Genomic DNA, 24,257 nt, shown 5'->3' on the forward strand with positions numbered 1-24,257 from the left:
GTCAAATTCCCACTTTCTGTTTGTTTTCTTGAACGAGTTGCATGAAACGGTCAAATAAATCGTTGGCGTCAAATGGTCCAGGTGCTGCTTCCGGGTGGTATTGTACCGAGAATGTCGGATGGTGTAGATGTTTCACTCCTTCGATTGTTCCGTCGTTGACCGCGCGATGCGTCACGATGAGCGCAGTATCGAGAAGCGATGACTCTTCTACCGCATATCCATGGTTTTGTGACGTGATTGTCACGGCGCCTGTCTCTAATTCGAGCACCGGATGGTTCGCCCCACGATGTCCAAACGGAAGCTTGAACGTGTTCGCACCGTTTGCAAGGGCGATCAGTTGATGCCCAAGACAAATCCCGAACATCGGTGTCGTCGGCATGAGTTGTTGAATGAGCGGAATCGCTGTCGGGACGTCTTTCGGGTCCCCAGGTCCGTTCGACAACATGATGCCATCTGGCTCATACCGCAACACCTCTTCTGCGGTGGCGTCATGTGGGAAGACGATGACTTCACAGTCTCGTTTCATCAACTCGCGCATGATTCCAAGCTTCGCCCCGAAGTCAATCAACGCGATTCGTGGTCCCTTACCTGTACTCACATACGTCCGCTTCGTCGAAACTCGCGCCACTTGGTCGTTCGGTGACAGTTCGTCAAAGCGTGATTGTACCTCGTCCCACGTCAACTCCCCATCGATAAGGACACCTCGCATGACACCTTGCGCCCGCAAGTGACGTGTTAACATACGCGTATCGATGTCCGACAAGCCAGGGATACCGAATCGCGTAAGCGTCGCGTCAAGCGTTGCCGTTGAACGGAAGTTTGATGGTGTGTCACACGCCTCTTTCACAATCAACGCCTTTGCCATCGGAACCGTCGTTTCAAAGTCCTCACGATTGACTCCATAGTTTCCGATCAACGGGTTCGTCAAGACGATCATCTGATCGCAATACGAAGGATCCGACAAGATTTCTTGATAGCCGGTCATACCTGTTTGGAAGACGACTTCCCCCATCGTATCCGCTGGTGCTCCGAATCCTTTTCCGACAAATTTCATTCCATCCTCAAGCCATAATGTTCTTTTCATCAAATCGCCCCTTATATACAATTTCGCCACCGACCATCGTCATGACCGGCCACCCGACAAGTTGTTTCCCCGTAAACGGTGTGTTCTTTCCTTTAGAATAGAACGTCGTCGGATCTACCGACCGTATCGTCTCTGTATCGATCAGTACTAAATCAGCATCCGCCCCTACTTCCAGTTCACCTCTTGATAGGCCGAACACGTCGCTCGGACGCTTCGTCATCCAGTCGATCAACTGGTGCTCTTCCATGACACCCTCTTTCACGAACGTCGTGTATAGAAGTGGGAACGCCGTCTCGAACCCGGTAATCCCGAACGGAGCTCTCTCGATGCCTTGCGCTTTTTCCTCTGCCGTGTGCGGGGCATGGTCGGTCGCAATCATATCGATCGTCCCGTCGAATAACCCTTCGAGTAGCGCCTGTCGATCATCTTCGCTTCGGAGCGGTGGATTCATCTTAAAGTTTGCATCGAGCCCCGGGATATCCTCTTCGCTCAAGACAAGATGATGGGGTGTCACTTCTGCTGTCACTTGAATGCCTGCCCGCTTCGCATCTCGGATGACACGAACCGATTGACGAGATGAGACGTGACACACGTGATAGTGACAACCGGTTTCTTCCGCAATCAGGACGTCACGGGCGATGTGGATGCTTTCTGCAAGGCTTGGAATCCCTTGAATCCCGTGAGCCTCACTGAACTTCCCTTCGTGGACCGAACCCGCTTTGAGCGTATTGTCTTCACAGTGTGCGACGACCGCTTTGTTCAATTGCTTGGCTTCGCGCATCGCTTGACGCATCATCGCCGCTGATTGAACACCGACGCCGTCATCGGTGAACGCGAATGCATCTGATAGAGATTCCATATCGACTTGTTCTTCGCCGAGTTGCCGTTTCGTGATGGCGGCGTAAGGAAGGACACGGACAACCGCATCTTCCTTAATCTTCTCAAGGAGTGCGTCCATCGTTTCTCGATTGTCTGGTACCGGTCGCGTGTTCGGCATCGAACAAATTGTCGTGAATCCGCCTGCCGCCGCAGCCATCGTCCCTGTTTTGATCGTCTCTTTCGCTTCGCCTCCTGGTTCACGTAAATGTACATGTACATCGACAAGCCCTGGTGCGAGTAAATAGCCCGTCGCATCGATGGTCTCTTCACCGGCTGTCGTCCCTTTATAGTCGAGCGATTCGATTTTCCCGTCTTTCACGAAGATGTTTGTCGTGCGCTTTGTCCCGTTGTCATACCATGTCGCGTGTTGAAGTATCATTGTTGTCCTCCTAGTGCTCGATTTAGAATACTCATGCGTGCATAGACGCCGTTCTTCATTTGTGGGAAGATGCGCGAACGTTCATGTTCAATCAGACTGCCTGCAATCTCCACATCCCGATTGACCGGTGCCGGATGCATGATGATGGCTCCTTCTTTCATCCGCTCGACTCGTTCGACCGTCAAGCCAAACTGCGTGTGATACTCCTCTTTCGAGAAGATGTCTCCCATGATATGCCGCTCGTGTTGAACACGGAGTAGCATGATGACATCACTTTCTGCTAGAACGTCATCGAGCTCCTTACGCTCGAGTCCCATTGAGTCGTCCCACCAAGAAGCAGGGCTACATCCGACCACATTTGCACCAAGACGTTTCAACACACTCGCATTCGATCGTGCGACGCGGCTGTGGACGAGATCTCCACAGATGGCGACGTTTAACCCTTGAAACGTTTTGAACTCTTCAAAGATGGTGACGAGATCGAGTAACGATTGAGAAGGATGTTCGCCGCTCCCATCGCCCCCGTTTAGTACCGGGATATTCAACTTCTCGACGAGTTCATGATAGTATCCCGCTTCCGGATGTCGGATGACGAGCGCATCGACGCCGATTGCCTCGAGCGTCTTGCACGTGTCATACAGCGTCTCGCCTTTCGTGACCGAGGATGTCGTCACGTCGAACGGAATCTCTTGCATGTTCAGATGTCGCTCGGCCATTTGAAACGAGTTTTTTGTACGTGTCGAGTTTTCAAAGAACAGGTTCGCGACCGTCTTCCCGTCAAATAAAGGCGGTAGGTCTCCTTGCTTATAGCGCAAAGACTCTTCAATCATGCCCATGATCTCATCGAGCGAGAGTGTGTCCAAGCTGACGAAGTGTTTCACTGGTTTCACATTGGTTTGCATCGTATTCAAGTTCGTCTCCTCCTTTTGTTAGAGGCAAAGAGAAAAGGCGTCTCTTCACCGATGTGAAGGGACGCCTTTATTTGGGCAAGGTACACCCAAATAAACGAGCCTTCACTTTGCCGACCTCACGGGATCGAATTAAAAGTTACTTGCTTGTTTCGTTTCTTCAGTTGTGTTGACTTCAACCACTGTCTCGACTTCTTCTTTCGGTAAGATGGCGTTCAAGAGAATCCCGACGACCGTTGCGAGCGCCATCCCTTGTACCGGGAAGCTTCCAAGTTGAATCATCGCCCCGCCTAGACCGATGACGAGGATGACCGATGAGATGATCAAATTGCGTTTTTCTGCCAAATCGACGTTGCTCTCCACCATCGTGCGTAGTCCGTTCGACGCGATGACCCCGAACAAGAGGATCGAGATGCCGCCTTTGACCGGATTCGGAATGGTTGAGATGAATGCCTCGATATGACCGAGGAACCCGAAGCTGATGGCCATGAGCGCTGCTCCGGCGATGACGTAGACGCTGTATACACGAGTGATGGCCATGACGCCGTTGTTCTCCCCGTATGTCGTACATGGCGGACCACCGAGTGCGGAAGCGACCGCTTTCCCTACTCCGTCGCCGAGTAGCGTGCGATGAAGGCCAGGATCTTTCATCGTCTCTCGTCCGATGATTTTAGATGTGACCATTTGATCGCCGATATGCTCTGTCATCGTGACGAGTGCGACCGGTACGATGGCGAGGAGTGCACCGACTTGCCACATCGGCATATAGTCGACGAACACCATCGTGAAGTCAGGAAGTTGGAACAAGCTTGCTTGTTGGATCGGTGAGTAGTCGATGATTCCGAATGCTGCGGCAATCCCATATCCTCCGACGATTCCGAAAAGGATTGGAACCGCTCCCCAAACGCCTTTCAGTTTCGTCATGGCGAGCATTGTGATCCCGAGTGTAAGAAGTGCGATTGTCATGAACGTTCCATTGTAGTCTCCATCTTGATTCATGGACATGTCGATGGCGACCGGCGCGAGCGACAATCCGATGACCATGATGACCGGTCCGACGACGACCGGCGGGAGCAACCGGAGCAACCAGTTGACGCCTGTCTTGTAGATGATCAAGGAGACGACGCCGTATACCGAACCGGCAATGATTCCGCCGAACAGTGCGGCTTCGACACCCCATTGCTGACTGACCGCAATGATTGGAGCGATGTAGGCAAAACTTGAACCGAGGTATGTCGGGACTTTGAAGCGAGTAATCGCTAAGAATGAGAGCGTGGCCACTCCGGAAGCGACGAGGGCGACCGATGTATTTAATCCTGTTAAAATCGGGACTAAAATCGTCGCTCCGAACATGGCGAAGACGTGCTGAAGACTGAATAACAGCCATTGTGGAAAGTGAGCAGGACGCTCGTGGATGTGTAGAACGGGTTGTTTCATATTGAATTTCTCCTTCCTGGCCTCTCTGGACCACCTTAAAGGTATGGGATTATTGCTGATTGATTGTCACTTCATCTGCCGTGTCGACTTCACTGAGTCGGACGACGACTTGCTCGGACTTCGATGTCGGAACGTTCTTCCCGATGAAGTCAGGTCGAATCGGGAGCTCCCGATGCCCTCGGTCAATCAAGACCGCAAGTTGAATGTAGTCTGGGCGACCGTGGTCGACGAGTGCGTCCATTGCGGCACGAACCGTTCGACCGGTATACAGGACGTCGTCGACGAGGACGACGGTCTTACCGTTAATATCATGTGGCAATTCCGTTGCTTTCACCTCCGGGTCTAGTGACTTTTTCGATAAGTCATCCCGGTAAAGCGTGATGTCGAGATTCCCGAGTGCGATCGGCTTGCCTTCAATCTCTTCGATGCGACGAGCGAGTCTGTCGGCGAGCGTCTCTCCCCTCGTCTTGATTCCGACGAGCACCACATCATCAATCCCTTTGTTGCGCTCGATGATTTCATGAGCGATTCGGGTCAGCGCGCGACGGATGGCTGATTCATCTAAAATGACGGATTGTTTCATGTCATTCCTCCTTTCTTACTTTATCCAAAAAAGAAGACTCCCTCGTCCGGCTGGAAAGGGAGTCTTCATCAAAAACGGCAGTCTGATGCCGGGTTGAATTGACGTTAGTGTGACCGCGGTCACAATCCTTTCGCAGCCTCTCTGGACTGGGTTTAAAGGTGTTATGCTTCCTAGACTATAAATCGGAACGTGATAGAAGTCAACGAGTTTTCTCGATTTTATCTAACTTTGCGAGTTCTGCTTTAAAGTCTTCCGGAAGTGGTGCCTCAAATTCCATCCATTCTTTCGTACGTGGATGGTGGAATCCAAGCGTTGCCGCATGTAAGGCTTGACCGCCTAAATCAATCGTACGGCGCGGTCCATATTTCGGATCTCCCGCAAGCGGATGCCCGATATAGCGCATATGCACACGGATTTGGTGTGTGCGACCTGTCTCGAGCTTACACTCGACGAGCGTGAAGTCTTTATAGCGCTCGAGTAATCGGAAATGCGTCACCGCTTCTTTTGCGTTCTTGTCCGTCACGGTCATACGCTGACGGTCATTCGTATCACGACCAATCGGTGCCTCGATCGTCCCGAGTTCGTGAACAAGTTCGCCGTGAACGAGCGCGATGTATTCGCGTTTAATCGTCTTATCTTTCAATTGGCTCGCGAGCGACTCATGAGCCAAGTCATTTTTAGCGACCATGAGGAGACCCGTCGTATCTTTATCGATTCGGTGCACGATTCCTGGGCGTTTCACCCCATTGATACCTGAAAGGTCATCACAATGTCCGAGTAGCGCATTGACGAGCGTTCCAGACGTGTGACCAGCTGCAGGGTGAACGACCATCCCACGTGCTTTATTGACGACAATCATATCTTCATCTTCGAACACGATCTCAAGCGGAATGTTTTCAGGTAATACTTCGAGTTCCACCGCTTCAGGTACGTGCACTTCGATTTCATCGCCCACTTGGAGCTTGTAGTTCGGTTTGACGGCACTTCCATTGACGAGAAGCGCACCTGTCTTAATCCATTCTTGTACTTGTGAGCGTGACCATTCACCCTGGTCACTCACCCACTTATCAATTCTTGCCTTTTCATCGGCGACAAAAGTATAGGATTCCATTACGATTGTCCCCTTTCTTTGTGTAATTTTTCTTCAAATAAAATCGCGATGACCATCAAGATGACACCAAATGTGAGTGCCATGTCGGCCACATTAAATATCGGGAAGTTGTAGCCAAACGGATACGTATCGACAAAGTCGACGACTTCGCCACGGAACAAGCGATCGATAAAGTTACCAATCGCACCGGCCAAGAGTAGCCCAACACTATTTCCAAGAAGCTGATACCCGTTTACTTCTTTATGCAAGAAGTAAACTAGTCCCGCAACGACAAGAATTGTGATGACGAAAAAGAACACCATCTGTCCTTCTAACATCCCCCAAGCCGCTCCTTTATTGCGATAAGAGGTCCAATATAACAAGTTCGGGATGACTTCAATCGATTGACCGATCGTCATCGTCTGAACGACAACCCATTTTGTGAGTTGGTCGATCAAAATCAAGATGACGGCCAATCCGTAATATCGTTTCATATGCGTCTCCTTTCAAGCCGTTAAGAAACCGGAGTGGGGACGCCACTCCGGTTCGTCTTAACCGATTACTGATGCACAGCGTGGGCAAAGCTCAGGATGCTCTTCGTTTTGTCCAAGCTCTGTCGAGTATGTCCAACAACGTGCACAAGCAGCTCCATCCGCTTTCATGACTGTGATTTTCGTCGTCGCATAATCGACGTCTGCCGTCTCAGCCCATTCTACTTGTGAAACTTGAAGCAACTGACTGACGTTATCGATTGTTTCCAACAACGCTGCAGTCTCAGCTTTCGGTGCGAGAATCAACTTCGCTTCAAGCGGTTTCCCGATCAATTTCTCGCCACGTGCGATTTCAATCGCTTTGAGGACATCGTCACGGAAGACGAGGAATTTCGACCATTTGTCTAACAACGCTTGTTCGTCATTCGTCAACGCATCGACTTCTTCAAGATCAGTCAAGAAGATACTCGCTTCTGACTTCCCAGGAACCTCTTTCCACGCCTCATCGGCAGTGTGTGGAAGAACTGGAGCCAACAGCTTCGTCAACAGGACGACCGCATCGTACATGACCGTCTGAACAGCACGACGGCGAAGATCATCTTCACGTTCGATATAAAGGATATCTTTTGTGAAGTCGAGATAGAACGATGACAACTCGTTGACGCAGAAGTTATGGACGAGATGGTACACCGCCATGAAGTCAAACGTGTCATACGCTTTGACAACTTTCGCCTGAAGCTGTTTCAGTTTTGTCGCCATGAAGCGGTCTGCCTCTGGCATGTCATCGAATGCAACGCGCATCGACGGCTCAAAACCGTTCAAGTTTCCAAGAAGGAAACGAATGGTGTTACGCATCTTACGGTATACTTCTGACACTTGTTTAAAGTTATCGTGTGAAGCGCGAACGTCCGACTGATAGTCGACCGAAGCGACCCAAAGACGCACGATTTCAGCACCATACTGCTTCACGAGATCGTTCGGTGCAATCGTGTTGCCGAGCGACTTCGACATTTTACGTCCATCTCCATCAAGGACGAAACCGTGGCTCAAGACGTTACGATATGGAGCTTTGCCCGTCGTCGCAACAGCTGTTGAGAGTGACGAGTTGAACCAACCACGGTATTGGTCAGACCCTTCAAGATAGAGGTCTGCCGGGCGACGTAGGTTTTCACGTTCTTCTAACACACCCGCGTGTGATGAACCTGAATCGAACCAGACGTCCATGATGTCGAGCTCTTTACGGAATTCGCCATTCGGGCTGTTCGGATGCGTGAATCCTTCAGGGAGAAGGTCTTTTGCTTCGCGCTCGTACCAAACGTTTGATCCGTGTTCGCGGAACAAGTTCGCGACGTGATCGATTGTCTCGTTTGTGATGATTTCCGTTCCATCCTCTGCATAGAAGATTGGGATTGGTACGCCCCACGCACGTTGACGACTGATGACCCAGTCCCCACGGTCACGGACCATGTTGTAAAGACGTGTCATTCCCCATTCAGGAACCCAGTTTACTTCTTCGATTTCACGAAGCATGTCTTCGCGGAAGTCTTTGATTGAAGCGAACCATTGCGGTGTCGCACGGAAGATGACTGGTTTTTTCGTACGCCAGTCGTGTGGGTACGAGTGTTTGATGAATTTCAAGTTGAGCAAGAAACCGTTCTCTTCAAGTTTCATCCCGATTTGCTTGTTCGCATCTTCATAGAACAACCCTTCGAAACCAGGAGCCTCAGTCGTCATGTAACCACGGTCATCGACCGGGCAAAGGACGTCTAAGCCGTAAGCCTGTCCGACACGATAGTCATCTTCCCCGTGACCTGGAGCTGTGTGGACGAGTCCAGTCGCATCCGCTGTGACGTGATCGCCAAGCATGACGAGCGATGTGCGGTCATATAGTGGATGTTGAGCCGTCATATATTCAAAGTCACGACCATTCCATGAGCCGCTCACTGTGAAATCAGACCATCCGAGCGCTGTCGTCACTTCTTCAACGAGCGTCTCTGCGACGATATAACCTTTTCCTTCATGCTCGATGCGCGTGTATGTCAACTCATCACTCACTGCGATCCCAAGGTTCGCTGGGATTGTCCAAGGAGTCGTTGTCCAGATGACAAAGTGATCGTCAGACGTCAATGTGTCTTTACCGTCTACGACGCGGAATGCCACATAGATGGCTGGTGATTTTTTATCGTAATATTCGATCTCCGCTTCCGCGAGTGCAGACTCTGAAGATGGCGACCAATATACTGGCTTTTTCCCTTTATAGATGTATCCTTTTTCAGCCATCGTTCCGAACAAGCGGATTTGTGCCGCCTCGTATTCTGGAAGAAGTGTGATATATGGATTTTCAAAGTCTGCAAGAAGACCAAGACGTTTGAACTGTTCACGTTGCGAGTTCACCTGCTCCATCGCATACTCCGCACACTTTTCACGGAATTCAGCGACTGTCATCTCCTTGCGGTTGACGCCGGCTTTTTGAAGGGCGTTCTCGATTGGAAGACCGTGTGTGTCCCAACCTGGAATCATTGGAGACTGGTACCCGTTCATCCCTTTGAAACGAACGATGATGTCTTTTAATACTTTGTTCATCGCATGTCCCATATGGATGTCGCCGTTCGCATATGGAGGGCCGTCATGCAAGATGTATTGTGGTTTCCCAGCATTTTTCTCTTGTACCTTGTTGTAAAGGTCCATGTCTTCCCATTCTGTTTGCATCGCTGGTTCGCGTTTTGGTAAATTCCCACGCATTGCGAATTCTGTGTTTGGCATTAATAGCGTGTCTTTGTAGTTCATCGAAACTCCTCCATCAACATTTATTAGAAAACAAAAAAAACCAACCCATCCCTGATAGGGACGAGTTGGTTGACTCGCGGTACCACCCTACTAGTCTCACTTTCATGAGACCGCTCTCGGTAACCGATAACGAGGTCAGGCGGTCACGCTTACTATTGTTCAGCGTGACAACTCATAGGGGATACCGATTCGAGTCTTTCTCTTAGGCTCTCACCGTCCCTAAGTCGCTTCGTAGGTATGACTCGATCGACGCGTCCTACTCAACGTGTTGATCATTTATCCATGTTGTTCTTCATTCTGTGTGACTTCGTGGTCATTATACGCAAGTTCTGATCTATCGTCAAGAACCGTCTGAACAGGCGGTTCTCCTACAATCGTTTCCCATTCCGTGCTATTCAAGAGCTCCATCTGGGCATCGACGAGGACACGGAAACGCGTCCGATACAATTCCACTTTTTTGAGCATTTGCACGACTTCACGTTCTGCGAGCTGCTCTTTACGGGCTGCTTCTTCTTCACGAGCGTACGCTTCACGTTCCGCTTGTTTCAAAATCAGGCTCGCTTCTTTTTGTGCATTGTTCTTCACTTCTTCCGCAGCTTCCTGCGCGACGATAATCGACTTGTTCAACGTATCTTCCATCGAGGAGAAGTAGTCAATGCGAGCTTGCATATCGTTGACAAGTTCTTCATACCGTCGATTCTCACGAATCAATAGTTCAAACTCTTTAATGATTTGATCTAAAAATTCATTGACCTCATCGATGTCGTACCCACGAAAACGGGAAGAGAATTCTTTATTATGAATATCAATCGGTGTCAACGCCATTCGACTTTCCTCCTAAAATTTAACGTATGGTCCCATACTGGATTTTAATCTTTTCACGTTTGGTCGAACCAAGAATCTCCATCATCTTAATACGACCGTATCCACGAACGGATAGAAGATCGTCTGGTTCAAGCATGAAGCTCGGATCTTCGATGGCTTTATGATTCACTTTACAGTCACCATGTTTCACAAGCGCTTGGGCTTTCTGACGTGATATGTTAAGCACCTCGCTCGCGACGGTATCAAATCGCAACGAGGATACAATCCCAAACCCTTCGACCCATTCTGTTTCTGGAACGACGAGAATGTCATCTTTCGCAACAGCAGAAATGCGAACTTTTGCTTTTCCGACACGTTCCAAGTTCATTTCGATAAATCCGACCGCTTCACGGGTTGTCGCAAACTGGACGATTTCATCTTCAAGGACGACATCCCCAAACTTTTGACGCTTCAGTCCAGCGTTGAGTAAGGTTCCAGTCACTTGCCGATGCGTCAGGTCAACAAATTTTGTCGGATATTCGATGCGACGAATCTCGATTTCAAAATCATCAACGTTCAGTTCATAGTACTCTGGCGCCAAAATCAACCGACGGCGTTCTGCTCCTTCGAATCCGCCATCGTCATGAATGACGAGCTGTTTACCGACAAGCTGTTTGACGATTTGCTGTTCACGAGGGTCTAAAAAGTCCGTCAACTTCAATACGTAGCTGTCCTCGACTTGTTGTACCCAATCTAGCACTTGCTCCACGAACGCCCGTTCACTTGGTCGATAATGATCATAAACGCTCATACATCACCCGAAAATAGCAGCGATGCCGGCTTGTGCCATCCGAAGCACGAACAACGCGACGATTGGAGAGATATCGAGCATGCCACCGATTGGCGGGATGATTCGACGGAACGGTGCTAAAAATGGTTCACATAAGAACGATAAAATTTGTCCGAACATTGATTCACGCGCATTCGGGAACCATGATAATAAGATATAGCCGATGAGGACCCAGCTATAGATACCAAGCAAAGTACTCAACGTATTGCCTAAGGCAGGGATTACGTTTTCCATTCAGTTACCACCCTTTACTATGAAGTTCATCCTCCGAAATCAAGTTTGAGATTGAACCAGTCAATTCGACATTGTTCGGAGTACACAGAATCGTGTTATGTCCAATCGAAGTCATCGATCCTTCTAGTGCATAAACGACACCGGAAAGGAAGTTGACGACTTGACGTGATTGCTCTTTTGACATGCGCTGAAGATTGACGATGACAGCACGGTTTTCTTTCAATTGGTCGCTAATATCTTGCGCCTCAGCAAATACACGTGGTTCGGCCAATACGACTTTCGAACGTTCTTTCTTCTTCGTATTTAACGCCACAAGATTATTTGCTGATTTCGGACGATCTTCTTGTCTCACGACCGATGTTTCAGTCGAAGAAGGTGTGGTTGTGTTTGCGACGGCAAACTCTTCTTCTTCGTATGTGCTGTTCGGATCTTCCTCAAGTCCAAAGAAATCTTTCATTTTGTTTTTGATTGACATAACGGATTCCTCCTTAAGATATATTATTGCACAAGTACGGTACCAATACGAACAAACGATGCGCCTTCTTCAATCGCGATCGGGTAATCGTTTGACATCCCCATCGACAGTTCCGTGCAAGGTGCGTGTTCAAACGCCTTTGCGGTTACTTCATCACGTAATTGACGTAAACGGCTGAACGTCTCGCGAACGACTGTCTCCTCTTCGGTGAACGGTGCCATCGTCATCAACCCGATGATTCGAATATGAGGATACTGTTTACAGTTCTCGATGAAAGGCATAACTTCCTCTATTTCGAGACCATGTTTTGAATCTTCTCCCGACGTGTTCACTTGAACGAAACAATCGATTGTTTTGTTCGCCCGTTTATCAATCTCTGCAGCGAGTGATAAACGGTCTAACGAGTGGATCGCGGCAACGTGATCGATGATTTGTCTCACCTTACGCGTCTGTAACGTGCCGATGAAGTGAAACTTCGCATCTTCTGGCATCCCTTTTACTTTTTCAAGCAAAGAGTCCGGTCGATTCTCACCAAAATCACGAATCCCCTCTTCATAGAGGGCGTTGGCGACATCAACGCCTACCGACTTCGTGACAGCAATCAAAGTCGGTTCTGCATGTTGAACGTGTGCTGCCATGATGGATTGAACTTGTTTTACGTTATCTGAAATACTCACAATTTACGCTCCTTGACGATGACTGCCGCAAATCGTCGTTTCGTTTCTCCATCTCGATATGAGAAAAATGGAGCATTTGCGCCAGTCGGTAAATTCGATTGCATGACGGACGCGTCATGTTCTTTAGCCAATACTTCATTGACGGTTTGAAGTGATAACAGGGCGTGATCACCGGACTCCTGTCGAACAGCTTGTTCATAGGCGGTCGGTGAGACGGCACGAACTGCTTCTAGCACACGACGATCGACTTCATAGTCATCCCCAGAAATCGATGGACCGACGAGCATCTCCACTTCCGTTGCATCGATGCCTTGCTCGTTAAATGCGTGAACCATAGTCTCAACGATATTCCCGACCGTCCCTTTCCAGCCCGCATGGGCAACTCCGATGACCCCATGGTCTTTCGCGCAGAAAAAGAGAGGTACGCAGTCAGCGAAGACAAGCGCGAGTGGTATGGCTTCTTCTTTCGTGACGAGTCCGTCTGTTTGCGGGATCGCCTCGTCATATCGAAATGCGCCTTTTCCCTTGTCAGCTGACTCGACGAGATGAACCGTTGTACCGTGTACTTGGTCGGCCCAAACTGAATCTTCAAGTGAAAGCTCTGCCTGTTGAAAGAATCGTTGACGATTTTGAACGACCTGATCGACGTCATCACCGACGTGAAGACCGACGTTTCCGGCATTGTGTCCGTTCGTCCGTGTCGTCACGTAAGCGTGATAGCGATTCGTTTCGGTTTCCCATGTATGTAACAGTTGCATCGGATTCTCCTTTTTAGAAAAAGGGATGCCGATTCGGCACCCCTTGTTGTTTAGTTACGGCGTTGTCTCACAAACGCAGGGATGTTGATCGTCTCGTCTGGGACGTCTCCTCCATACACTGGGCGATGGAAGTTCCCTTCGTCTTGTTGAGCCGCTTCATTTGCTTTTGGTTGGGGTTCCTTGTTCTCAACCTCAGGCTGTTTTTTCGGCTGCTGAAGGAATGGGTTCGCCCCTTGTGTTTCCTCAGCAAATTCAGTTGCAATCACGGTGACGATGATTTCATCGTTCAAGTTTTCGTTGATGACCGAACCGAAGATCAAGTTCACTTCCTCATCCGCTGCACTTTGAACGATTTGAGCCGCTTCTGTCACTTCATACAAGCTAAGGCTAAGCCCACCTGTAATGTTCATCAAGACACCTTTCGCTCCTTCGATTGAAGATTCGAGAAGTGGTGAAGAGATGGCTTTCTTCGCTGCTTCAACAGCACGGTTTTCACCTGTAGCGACACCTACACCCATAAGTGCAGATCCTTTTTCCGTCATGATCGTCTTCACGTCAGCGAAGTCAAGGTTGATGAGACCTGGGATAGCGATCAAGTCGGTAATCCCTTGCACACCTTGACGAAGTACGTTATCCGCTTCACGGAAAGCTTCGATCATCGGCGTGTTGCGTTCCACGATTTCAAGAAGTTTATCGTTTGGAATCACGATGAGAGTATCTACTTTTTCTTTAAATGCCTGAATCCCGTGTTGCGCATGTTGCATCCGTTTCCGGCCTTCGAACATGAATGGTTTTGTGACAACGCCGACTGTGAGCGCTCCGATTTCTTTTGAAATCTCAGCGATGACCGGTGCAGCACCAGTTCCTGTTCCGCCACCCATACCAGCTGTGACGAAGACCATATCCGCTCCATCAAGCGCTTCAATCAATTGTTCGCGACTTTCTTCTGCCGCTTTTTTACCGATATCAGGATTCGCACCAGCACCGAGACCACGTGTCAATTTGGCACCAAGTTGAAGCTTCACATCAGCTTTCGACATATTCAAGGCTTGAGCATCCGTGTTGACGGCGATGAACTCAACTCCTTGTACCCCGTGTTCAATCATACGGTTAACGGCGTTTGAACCGCCGCCTCCGACTCCAATTACTTTAATTTTTGCTACGGCGTCAATCGCCTCATCAAAGTACATCATTCAGGTATCCCCCTACTTATTTTCCAAGTTGTATTACAACGTCAGCTTAAACGCCAAATAATTTTTCCATCAAACGACTAAAACCTTTTTTCGACTCTTGATCGGTCTCGTATTCGTTCTCTCCAACATGAGTATCGGTCGGTTCCTGCTTTGTGTTAAGCGTTTCGTAGCGAACTTCCGGTTTTTCGAGTTGAGATTTTGAAACGTGATGATCACTCATTAAGACATATTTCAATACACCGACTGCCGTCGCGTACTTCGGATGTCTCACACCAATCGACGAAGGTTGATACAATCTCGTCTTTTGGCCCATAATACGAGTCGCTAACTCTTGAATACCTGGTAGAGCAGCAGCTCCACCGCAAAGTAAATATCCGCCATTCAGCATCGGAACACCTACTTTTTGAACCTTATTCAACATAAGAGTAAACATTTCCTCTATTCTCGCCTCTAAAACATAGCTAATTTCTGACTGTGGTTCGAACGCCACTTCCCCATTGATGTTCGTGTAGGAGAAACCTTCTGTTCCATCGGCCATTTCTTCGAGTGCAAGACCGTATTCTTCTTTCGCCACTTTGGCATCTTGGTATTTACAATTGAGTTTATAGACCAAGTCTCTTGTCATATGGTCTCCACCGACTGGAAGGATATACGAGTAGACGAGATCTCCACGATAAAATACCGAGACCGTCGTCTTTTCGTGACCAACATCGACGAGTCCGATTCCTAAATCAATCTCATCGACAGAAGCTGCACTCATGCCGAGCGCGAGGTTCCCTAAAATAAATCCTTCGAGGTGTAATCCGGCACGTTCAATCGAACGACGAATACTATGTAAAATTGTCTTCGATCCAGTAACCATCTTTCCATGCATTTCTAGTCGATAACCAAGCATGCCACGAGGATCGACGACACCCGTTTGTTGATCCACCGTGAATGATGATGGGATTACATCGATGACACTCATCTCATCCGGTAATCGCATCACTTGTGCTGAATTGATGACTTCCATCACGTCTGCATCTGTAATTTCCTGATCTTCCCGCTTCACGGATGCGATTCCATGACATGGGGCAATTTGGATATGTTCCCCTTCGATGGCAACGTATACAGATCGAATTTGATCACCTAACGATGTCTCCGCGTGTTCAACGGCCTGTTTGATCGCTTGGACTGTTTTATCGATGTCTACGACAGCACCACGTTTCACCCCTGCAGACGGTGCACACCCTTCTGCCAAAATATTAAGCGTTCCGCCGAGCAATTCACCGACGACGAGCTTAATCTCTGACGTTCCAATATCTAATGCGGCCACATAACCATTCGCTTCCAAAAGGGAAACACCTCCGCTCTATAATTTTCCTGTACAAATTACATGACAAATATGACAGATATCCAAAAAAATTGTTGGTTTCGACAAGATATCTCACGTCTAAGTTTACAACAAATAAGATAGTGAGAAAAGGTAGAATCCTACAATTTAAGCGGTTTCGCGTTATCAATTCGTTTACAAACGACAAAAAAACAGCCCTTATGTGTCTAAGGACTGTAATATAACTGACTATTCATTCGTTTTCTTATATGGAACAAAGTAAAAACCACCATCCATGACGACCGTTCCTTGCTGTCCTTTTGGGATGTTTTCATAGATTTCTCCATATTTCGATACGGTCTCACTTAACTTCAAAGTCGGGGTGAGAAGCGTATTTCCGTCATTCATAAAGATCTCGTAACGTGTCGGCTCCCCTTTTTGCTTAGACAAGATGACTTCCGACATACGAGCCCGAGTCGCATCATCGACTTGTTCCAACTCACTTGCAATCTTTTCGAGTTCCTTTTCTGAATTGAACTCTCTTAGCAGTGGACCGTCTTTTAACTTCTGAGGGTCGGTGATGATGCCTGTCGGATGAAGTGAGCCGTCTGCTAGAACGACGACATCTCCTGTCTCCGCACGAGCATAGGCAATCATCTTCTCTTCCGTCACATTGACGTGAACCACGTTATACCAAGATCGGTCGATGTCTACCCGTTTGACACCAGGCAACTTTTCCATTTGTGCACTCATCTTACTTGGTGATAGACTGACAAATTTTGTCGATGTGTCGAGTTCCATGTCTTGAAACACATAGGTCTCATCTAACCAGTAAAGTCCAGATACGTTCACTTCTTTTACGTTCGACATCGAAGTTTGCATATAGACCACGAGTAAGATGAGAATCCCAAACAGGGAAAGCACGGAGAACATCCGACGGTTCGCTTTTTTCCGTCGCTGTTTTTTCATGTACGGAATACGGTCTTCTAGACTGCGTACCGTTTGTTGGCTTGGTTCCATCGGATTCTACTCCTTTATCGAATGACTTCTTCTACTAGGTCGGCTAGCGCATCCGACGCGTCTGGGAATCCGAGGGCACGGGATGCGTTCGCCATCTCCTCTTGTCGACCGAGCACTTGACGAATCGCTTCGACGAGCGTCTCACCAGTCAACGACTCTTCTTTTACGAGTAAAGCCGCTCCGTTCTCGACAAGAGCAGAGGCATTTTTCGTCTGGTGGTCTGCCGTCACGTATGGACTCGGAATTAAAACACTTGGCAACCCGAGTGCGATCAATTCAGAAATCGTCGAGGCTCCTGCACGCGAGATGACGAGTGACGTACAAGCAAGCAAGGATGGCATATCATAGACGTACGGATGAATGTGGACATTTTCAGAAGTTGGCGCTTCTTTCGTCACAGATTCATAATGGACCTTCCCGGTGACGTAAAGTACGTTGATCGGTAAGTCTGACAGCGCCGGGATGGCCTCTATGACGGCACGGTTGATCGCTTCGGCGCCACGGCTCCCTCCGTAAATCAATACGATTGGTCGTTCGTCTAACTTATACTGTTCACGAACAGCTGCTACATCAACTTTTGTTTGTAGCACTTCACTCCCACGCGGGTTCCCAATCAAACGAACGTTCGCATCAGGGAAATGAACATCGGACCCTTTAAAGGAAAGGGCGACCCGATCCGCTTTCTTCGATAAAAACTTGTTCGTTAATCCCGGGATGCTGTTTTGTTCATGTAAAATTGTCGGGATACCGAGCTGTTGCGCCGTATAAACGACTGGTCCGGACACGAATCCGCCCGTCCCGATGACAACATCCGGTTTGAATGCTGCCATATCTTTTTTAAGAGAACGCACCGCTTTCAAAAACCAATATGCCGTCTTCAAGTTCTCGAGTGAGAGAGACCGCTTCAACCCAGCGATTTGGATTGATTTAAACGGGACCCCTGTTCTTGGGACGAGATCGGCTTCTAACCCATTCTCCGTTCCAACGTATTGTACCTGTAAATCAGGGTGACGTTTTTGTAACGTCTCGATCAACGCGAGGGCCGGATAAATATGACCACCGGTACCCCCACCAGAAATCATGATTTTCATCGGTTCGCCTCCTCATATGCGCGAACGAAATGAACAAACTGTTCGCCTCGTTCTTCAAACGTCTTAAATTGATCCCAACTTGCACAAGCAGGAGATAAGAGAATGACGTCTCCCGCCTCAGATTGCTCAAACGCGAGTGGGACGGCGTCTGCTAACGTCTCGACAGTGAATGATGGGATTTGTTGAGACTCCCCGAGCGCTTTAAAACGCTCTTTCGTCTCACCGTATGCAACGACAGCTTTCACATTTGAAAGGGCCGGCACGAGCGAAGATAAGTCCGCACCCCGTTCGAGTCCTCCACAGAGCCACACAATCGGAGCGTCAAATCCTCGTAACGCTGCCTCCGCCGCGACATTATTCGTCGCTTTTGAATCATTGTAGACGGCACGTCCAAGGACGTCACCTAAACTTTCAGTCCGATGCGCGACGCCTCCAAAGTTTCGTAACACACGCTCGACGTGTGCTTTCGGAAGATCAAACGGCTCGACTAACAGAAGCGCCGCGAGCACGTTCTCGACGTTATGGGCACCACCTAATGCCAATTCGTTCACGCGAATGACTCGCTCACCACGCACCGTGACCCAACCATCCACTACGGAAGCGTCTCCTCGCTCAAAACTGAACGTGCTCGGCTCGAGCTGAGTCGGGACACGTTTCATCACTTCGGCGTCTGTCACTTTAACGACGACTTGGTCGTCAGACGTCATTTTGCGGAACAGATTTCCTTTTGCGTCTGCATATGCGTCAAAATCACCGTGATAGTCAAGATGGGCTTCTGATAGATTAAGCAATGCTGCCGAACGCGGATGGAACGACTCGACGCCCATCAACTGAAAACTCGACAATTCAATGACAATCAATTCGCCCGCCTTCGCTTCTGCCGCGACCTCGATTGCCGGGAATCCGATGTTTCCCGCAAGATGAACCGGACGATCTCCGCCTTTGAGCAACTCATAGACGAGCGTCGTTGTCGTCGTCTTCCCGTTCGACCCTGTGATGGCGACGAATTCTGCCTCCGTTGCCAAATAAGCGAGCTCGACTTCCGTGTAGATTGGAATCTCACGCGACATCGCTTCTTGAAGTAACGGAATGTGGTACGGGATCCCTGGATTTTTGACAATCAGGTCTGCTTCACTCAATAAACCGATTGGGTGTTCGTTAAACACTGATTTTATCCCGAGTGCTTGAATTTTTTCTTGTTCGTCTTCGGGTGGAATGTTACCCGTATTAATCGTCACATCCGCTCCCGCATGATGCAAATACGTCGCCGCTGCAATCCCGCTCTTAGCGGCACCGAGGACGAGAACTTTTTTACCGTGCCATTGCTTTTCCATCTGTCTCACCCTTTTACATGAGTAGTAATGATAAACCTGCTGTAATTAAACTGATGCCACCGAACGTGAGGACGATGCGCCATTCCGACCATCCAACCATTTCGAAATGGTGATGAATCGGACTCATTTTAAAGATACGCTTCCCTGTCGTTTTGAACGAAAGGACTTGTAAGATGACACTCAATGTCTCGATGACAAAAATGATTCCGACAAAAACGAGAAGCAACTCAAGCTTCAACATGAGTGCGAGTCCAGCGACAGCCCCGCCTAACGCGAGAGAGCCTGTATCGCCCATGAAAATCTTAGCCGGATATTTGTTAAAGACGAGGAACCCAATCAAAGCACCGACAACGGCGAATGCGAACCAGGCAATCCCGAGCTCATCTTGTGCGAGCGCATAAATACCAAAGAACGTGAACGTCGGAATGGCTGAGAATGAGACGAGACCATCTAGACCGTCCGTCAAGTTGACGGCATTTGAGAATCCGACGAGCCAGAAAATGACGATGGCGATATAGAACCATCCTGTATCAAATGAAACGGATGTGAACGGAATCGAAATCGATGTATCGAGTTCCCCACCAAGTGACAAGAACCAGGCGAACAAGACGGAGACGACGATTTGACCAATCAACTTCTGTAGAGACGTCAAGCCAAGGTTTCGTTTATTGACGACTTTGATGTAATCATCTAAAAATCCGATTACCCCGAACGCCATCGTCACGAATAGAAGTGTCCCGAATCCGGCGACGGCTTCCCCGAAGATGACGGAGACGATAAAGCCGACTAAAATGGCGAGCAAGATGACGATTCCGCCCATCGTCGGCGTACCTGATTTCTTCTGGTGCCAACCCGGACCTTCGTCACGAATCTCTTGTCCAAATTTCAATTGACGCAATGCCGGAATGGCTCGCGGCATGACGATTAAGACACTTAATAATGCACTGATCAATACGATTAAACTAATTAACATGTTGCTACCTCACTACTCTATTTATTGAACGAGACGCTCAAGCGCCAGTCCTCGAGATGCCTTTAACAATACCACAGTATCCGGTCGTTGATAACGATGAAGGAGTGCCTTCGCTTCCTCAACATTCGGGACAAGCGTGACGTTCACGCGCGTATCTTGAATCCCATCCGCAATCCATTTTGCTTTTTCGCCGACGAGAATACAATCCGTCACCGGAGACGTCACGACAGCCCCCACTTGTGTATGTTGCATTTGTTCATCCGTTCCAAGCTCATACATATCTCCAAGCACGAGCACGCGCTTTTTGAACCCTTCGAGTGATTTGATCGTCTCAATCGCTGCGATCATCGATGTCGGACTTGCATTGTAAGCGTCGTTGATGAGATGTGCTTCACCGAACATCTGCTTCTCCATTCGCATCGTCGTCAATTTGATTCGATCAAGACCACGTTGAATCATCGCATGATCGAGTCCGAACTCGAGACCGCATGCAATCGCATAAGCTGCGTTTCGGATTTGATGGGCACCGAGTACCTTCAACTCATATAAGTCACCGTTATATTTAAAGATGGATGCTTCGAACGTCGTCTCGACCACTTCGATTTTCCCGTCAGCCGTCTCATCGTATCCGACTCGATAGCCTTGACCGTCAAGGAGCGGCTCGTCTGCATCGACGATCAATCGTCCGTCCGGTTTCAGACCAGCCTTGATTTCAAGTTTCGCTTTCGCGATACCGGAACGCCCACCGACTTGTTCTCCATGAGATTCACCGATGTTCGTCACAAACGCCACGTCCGGTTTGGCAAGCTTCGATAATTGCTCGATTTGACCGAATCCGTTCATGCCCATTTCTAATACGGCCACTTCCGTATCGCGCGGCATTCTGAGGACGGTAAGCGGTAGACCGACATCTGAATTAAAGTTGCCAGCCGTCTTATGCGTCTTGAATTTTTCTTCTAGTACGACGGCGATCATGTCTTTGGTAGACGTTTTTCCGTTCGAACCGGTAATGGCAACCACAAGCGGATGGATTTCCTCTAAATAGCGGGCAGCGGCGGTTTGCAAAGCTTCGACCGTCGACTTGACCGGAATGACGAACACATTGTCCGGTTGAGGGCGACCTTCTTCCCAGAACGTCACGATGGCCCCTTTCTCGATTGCTGCTTCGATGTAGTCATGACCGTCAACACGTGCCCCGACAATCGGCACGAATAGCCCGGCCTCATTTGCATCTCTAGAATCCGTGGCGACACGTTCGACGAGACGCTCGTCATCCACTTTAATTCCAAACCATGACGCTAATTTTTGAACTGTCAGTTGTTCCATTCAAACTTCCTCCTCATACATAGGAAAAGAGAGCCGCAGCCCTCTTCATCTCGTGCGTTAATTCGATGGTGTCTCCAATTTCACTTTCAAGGAGGCGCCGGTCTTGACAGGTTTCCCTTTGCCAATCGATTGCGATGTGACAAATCCGGTACCATCGATTTTTAAATTTAATTGATAAAGCGTCGCCAAGCGTTTCACATCACGTAACGACCACCCTTTTAATGTTGGCATCGTAAACGAATTACTCGTTTTTAGCAACAGTCGTTCACCGACGACGTAAGATTGTCCTTTTACAGGGCTCTGTGCCGTCACTTCATCCCCGTCACCTAAAACGATCGGGTTGAACGAACTGTCAGTCGCCTCTTTTACGGCATCCTCACGGTTATTACCGATATAAGATGACGTTGTCTTTGTCGAGGCCTCGACCGCTTTTTCTTGCTTTTCAGGCTCGACACTCCGGTAACGTAACGCGACATCCATCACATCTTTAAAGAGTGGCGCCATGATGCGTGGTCCGGTTGTCGACGAGTCACTGTTCGGTCGATCGACAGCGATATACATGACGAGTTCGGGGTCGTCTTCTGGTGCCATCCCGACGAATGAGTGAATGTATTGTCCACTCAAATACTTCCCGTTCTCAGCGATTTGCGCGGTACCGGTCTTTCCGACCACTTGATAGTTGTCTAACGCGTACAATTGCCCAGTCCCTACATCACTGTTGACGACACCGTCAAGCGCTTCACGCGTCTTTTTCGCGGTCTCAGCGGTGATCGGTTGGCCGACCTCTTTCGGATTCGTCGTCCGAATCGTCTCACCGGTTTCACTGTTGACAATCTTCTTAATGACATGCGGTTGCTTCATCGTGCCATCGGTCGCAATCGCAGATGTCGCCTGTAAGATTTGCATCGGCGTCACCGCGGTCGATTGTCCCCAAGCCGTGATCAAGACGTTCATCGGACTCTCGAAGTCGAATTGGCTGTTTACCTCGCCCGGTAAATCGATACCAGTCCGTTGATCGAACTTGAACGCTTTAAAGTAATCTTCATAACGGCTGAGACCGAGGCGTTCGTTCGCTAAAATTGAGAACGCAACGTTCGATGAGTGCCAAACGCCTTCTACCATAGGAATGGTACCCCATCCGGTAATGTTGTAATCATTGAATACCGTCTTGCCGTATTTGTACGAGCCTGACTTATACAGCTCGTTCGGGTTGTACACACCTTCGTTGATTGCGGCCGCTAATGTGAAAATTTTCATCGTCGACCCTGGCTCAAAGCGTGACGAGACCGAGAAGTTACTATATGAAGAAATTTCACGCGTGTTCGGGTCGAATGAAGGACGGTCCGATAAGGCGATGATCTCACCTGTTTTCGGGTCCATGATGATGGCCGTCGCGTTCTTCGGTTCATATTCCTCATACAGCTCATTCATCTTCGTCTCGAGTAGCTGTTGAATCCGGTGGTCGATCGTCAATTGTACGTCGGCCCCGTCTTCCGGCTCGATTTTTAATTGTTCGTCACTCGAGACGAGCTCACGGCCGGCCAAATCTTTTTCAAATCGATACAAGCCGTACGACTCACTTAAAATGTCGTTAAGCGACTTTTCGATACCAAGTTCACCGACGAGCTCGATGCGACCGTTTTGGTCAATCTTTTGCGCATAACCGATGACGGAAGATGCGAATACTTTATTCGGGTAATAACGCTTCGGCTCCTCGACGAACGTGATTCCTGGGAGTTCGAACGCTTCGATTTCTTCTTTTTGTTCAACGGTCAAATCGCGACCGGGAACGCCAAACTCGATTTGACCACGGTCGACATTTTGTTCGAGTCGTTTCAAGATGTCGGCTTCTGCCATCGGAAGAACGGTCGCAAGTTGTTTCGCCGCTTCTTCAAACTCATTAGGCATGAGCGTCTTCCCATCGACCCGCTCACCGCCAAGTTTTAACACGGCGACGAGTCGATACGATGGAATGTTGATGGCGATCGGTTGACCGAAACGGTCGTATACCTCGCCTCGTTCGGCCTCTAACGTACTGACTGCCTTCCATCGCTGTTCCTCAGCGAACGCCAACATATTCTCGCCTTTATATGTATGCGTGACCGACAAGTAAAGAAACCATCCGACAAAAAATAAAAAGAGCGGGGTGAAGCAGACAATCGCTACCCACGCCACTCTTTTTTTACTCTGTTGTAGAGAATTCATCAATCAATCACCTTGACGTTCTTCTCATTGAATTTCATTCCGAGTTTCTCGGCAATCGCGTAAATTCTTTCTGGCGAGCTTAGTTGGGCGATTTCATACTTCAGTTCTTCGTTTTCTTTTGCAACCCCATTCACCTGCTGGTTGACGGCTGCCGTGTCACGCATAATGTTATACGCTTCGTTGTGTTTTGACACCGTGATGCCACCGAACATGACCACTGAACCAATCATCACTGGATACAGGATCGATTCAAACAAGGTCAACGTGCGTCGTTTTGGAGCAGGTATTGGTCGTTCTTGCGGAATCGGATTTCGATTCGGTGTAACTTGAGGCTGCAACGCCTTACGGGCAGCTTCTGGCATCAGGT

General features: G+C 48.9%; 23 protein-coding genes and 1 other annotated feature. All 23 genes read right to left on the reverse strand.

The annotated features are described in order from the left end of the window. Position 1: 1 nt before the first annotated feature. Positions 2-1,084: a carbamoyl phosphate synthase small subunit gene (locus KNO87_RS04745; protein WP_214794163.1), complete on the reverse strand. Its 1,083-nt coding sequence runs from the start codon at positions 1,082-1,084 to the stop codon at positions 2-4. Beyond that, positions 1,062-2,342 carry a dihydroorotase gene (locus tag KNO87_RS04750; protein ID WP_214794165.1) on the reverse strand — a complete coding sequence of 427 codons (1,281 nt, stop codon included), beginning with the start codon at positions 2,340-2,342 and terminating at the stop codon, positions 1,062-1,064. Before KNO87_RS04750 ends, KNO87_RS04745 begins: the two co-directional genes overlap by 23 nt. After that, positions 2,339-3,223: an aspartate carbamoyltransferase catalytic subunit gene (locus KNO87_RS04755; protein ID WP_214794577.1), complete on the reverse strand. Its 885-nt coding sequence runs from the start codon at positions 3,221-3,223 to the stop codon at positions 2,339-2,341. Before KNO87_RS04755 ends, KNO87_RS04750 begins: the two co-directional genes overlap by 4 nt. Before the next feature lie 159 nt (positions 3,224-3,382). Next, a complete protein-coding gene (locus KNO87_RS04760; RefSeq protein WP_214794167.1) occupies positions 3,383-4,687 on the reverse strand; it encodes a uracil-xanthine permease family protein in 1,305 nt (434 codons plus the stop codon). A gap of 49 nt (positions 4,688-4,736) precedes the next feature. Further along, positions 4,737-5,270 (reverse strand): bifunctional pyr operon transcriptional regulator/uracil phosphoribosyltransferase PyrR, encoded by a 534-nt coding sequence (gene pyrR / locus KNO87_RS04765; RefSeq protein ID WP_214788973.1) that lies wholly within the window; start codon positions 5,268-5,270, stop codon positions 4,737-4,739. A 199-nt stretch (positions 5,271-5,469) separates the two neighbouring features. After that, positions 5,470-6,381 (reverse strand): RluA family pseudouridine synthase, encoded by a 912-nt coding sequence (locus KNO87_RS04770; RefSeq protein ID WP_214788975.1) that lies wholly within the window; start codon positions 6,379-6,381, stop codon positions 5,470-5,472. Next, positions 6,381-6,854 carry a signal peptidase II gene (lspA, locus tag KNO87_RS04775; RefSeq protein ID WP_214794169.1) on the reverse strand — a complete coding sequence of 158 codons (474 nt, stop codon included), beginning with the start codon at positions 6,852-6,854 and terminating at the stop codon, positions 6,381-6,383. The genes KNO87_RS04770 and lspA overlap by 1 nt, the downstream gene beginning before the upstream one ends. Before the next feature lie 57 nt (positions 6,855-6,911). Beyond that, positions 6,912-9,638 carry an isoleucine--tRNA ligase gene (gene ileS, locus KNO87_RS04780; protein WP_214794171.1) on the reverse strand — a complete coding sequence of 909 codons (2,727 nt, stop codon included), beginning with the start codon at positions 9,636-9,638 and terminating at the stop codon, positions 6,912-6,914. Between the two features lie 53 nt (positions 9,639-9,691). Then, positions 9,692-9,911: a binding site (T-box leader), on the reverse strand. A 3-nt stretch (positions 9,912-9,914) separates the two neighbouring features. Further along, on the reverse strand, positions 9,915-10,463 hold the full coding sequence (locus tag KNO87_RS04785; protein ID WP_074034869.1) for a DivIVA domain-containing protein: 549 nt from the start codon (positions 10,461-10,463) through the stop codon (positions 9,915-9,917). A 19-nt stretch (positions 10,464-10,482) separates the two neighbouring features. Continuing rightward, positions 10,483-11,253, reverse strand: a complete 771-nt coding sequence (locus KNO87_RS04790) for a YlmH family RNA-binding protein (protein ID WP_214794173.1) — start codon at positions 11,251-11,253, stop codon at positions 10,483-10,485. Positions 11,254-11,256: 3 nt separating this feature from the next. Then, positions 11,257-11,526, reverse strand: coding sequence for a YggT family protein (locus tag KNO87_RS04795; protein WP_074034873.1), 270 nt, complete (start codon positions 11,524-11,526; stop codon positions 11,257-11,259). Positions 11,527-11,530: 4 nt separating this feature from the next. Next, complete coding sequence (locus KNO87_RS04800) at positions 11,531-12,001, reverse strand: cell division protein SepF (protein ID WP_214788989.1); 471 nt, start codon at positions 11,999-12,001, stop codon at positions 11,531-11,533. A 23-nt stretch (positions 12,002-12,024) separates the two neighbouring features. Continuing rightward, the gene (locus KNO87_RS04805) at positions 12,025-12,678 is read right to left on the reverse strand and encodes a YggS family pyridoxal phosphate-dependent enzyme (protein ID WP_214794175.1); all 654 of its coding nucleotides are present in this window, start codon (positions 12,676-12,678) and stop codon (positions 12,025-12,027) included. Beyond that, positions 12,675-13,436, reverse strand: a complete 762-nt coding sequence (gene pgeF, locus KNO87_RS04810; RefSeq protein ID WP_214794177.1) for a peptidoglycan editing factor PgeF — start codon at positions 13,434-13,436, stop codon at positions 12,675-12,677. The genes KNO87_RS04805 and pgeF overlap by 4 nt, the downstream gene beginning before the upstream one ends. A 50-nt stretch (positions 13,437-13,486) precedes the next feature. Next, positions 13,487-14,629, reverse strand: a complete 1,143-nt coding sequence (ftsZ, locus tag KNO87_RS04815) for a cell division protein FtsZ (protein WP_214691765.1) — start codon at positions 14,627-14,629, stop codon at positions 13,487-13,489. A gap of 46 nt (positions 14,630-14,675) precedes the next feature. Next, positions 14,676-15,962 (reverse strand): cell division protein FtsA, encoded by a 1,287-nt coding sequence (ftsA, locus tag KNO87_RS04820; protein WP_214788998.1) that lies wholly within the window; start codon positions 15,960-15,962, stop codon positions 14,676-14,678. 228 nt (positions 15,963-16,190) lie between these two features. Next, the gene (locus KNO87_RS04825) at positions 16,191-16,961 is read right to left on the reverse strand and encodes a cell division protein FtsQ/DivIB (RefSeq protein ID WP_214794179.1); all 771 of its coding nucleotides are present in this window, start codon (positions 16,959-16,961) and stop codon (positions 16,191-16,193) included. Positions 16,962-16,975: 14 nt separating this feature from the next. Further along, on the reverse strand, positions 16,976-18,052 hold the full coding sequence (gene murG, locus KNO87_RS04830; RefSeq protein ID WP_214794181.1) for an undecaprenyldiphospho-muramoylpentapeptide beta-N-acetylglucosaminyltransferase: 1,077 nt from the start codon (positions 18,050-18,052) through the stop codon (positions 16,976-16,978). Continuing rightward, entirely contained in the window at positions 18,049-19,386 is a 1,338-nt protein-coding gene (gene murD, locus KNO87_RS04835; protein ID WP_214794183.1) for a UDP-N-acetylmuramoyl-L-alanine--D-glutamate ligase, read from the reverse strand. Before murD ends, murG begins: the two co-directional genes overlap by 4 nt. Before the next feature lie 13 nt (positions 19,387-19,399). Further along, positions 19,400-20,359 (reverse strand): phospho-N-acetylmuramoyl-pentapeptide-transferase, encoded by a 960-nt coding sequence (gene mraY, locus KNO87_RS04840; protein ID WP_214794185.1) that lies wholly within the window; start codon positions 20,357-20,359, stop codon positions 19,400-19,402. Positions 20,360-20,380: 21 nt separating this feature from the next. Beyond that, positions 20,381-21,685, reverse strand: a complete 1,305-nt coding sequence (locus KNO87_RS04845; RefSeq protein WP_214794187.1) for a UDP-N-acetylmuramoyl-tripeptide--D-alanyl-D-alanine ligase — start codon at positions 21,683-21,685, stop codon at positions 20,381-20,383. Positions 21,686-21,742: 57 nt separating this feature from the next. Beyond that, positions 21,743-23,890 carry a penicillin-binding protein gene (locus tag KNO87_RS04850; protein ID WP_214794189.1) on the reverse strand — a complete coding sequence of 716 codons (2,148 nt, stop codon included), beginning with the start codon at positions 23,888-23,890 and terminating at the stop codon, positions 21,743-21,745. Further along, entirely contained in the window at positions 23,890-24,252 is a 363-nt protein-coding gene (gene ftsL, locus KNO87_RS04855; RefSeq protein ID WP_214691757.1) for a cell division protein FtsL, read from the reverse strand. Before ftsL ends, KNO87_RS04850 begins: the two co-directional genes overlap by 1 nt. Positions 24,253-24,257 lie beyond the last annotated feature (5 nt).

Origin of the sequence: Exiguobacterium sp. s34, assembly GCF_018617435.1 — a bacterium.
Classification (GTDB): domain Bacteria; phylum Bacillota; class Bacilli; order Exiguobacteriales; family Exiguobacteriaceae; genus Exiguobacterium; species Exiguobacterium aestuarii.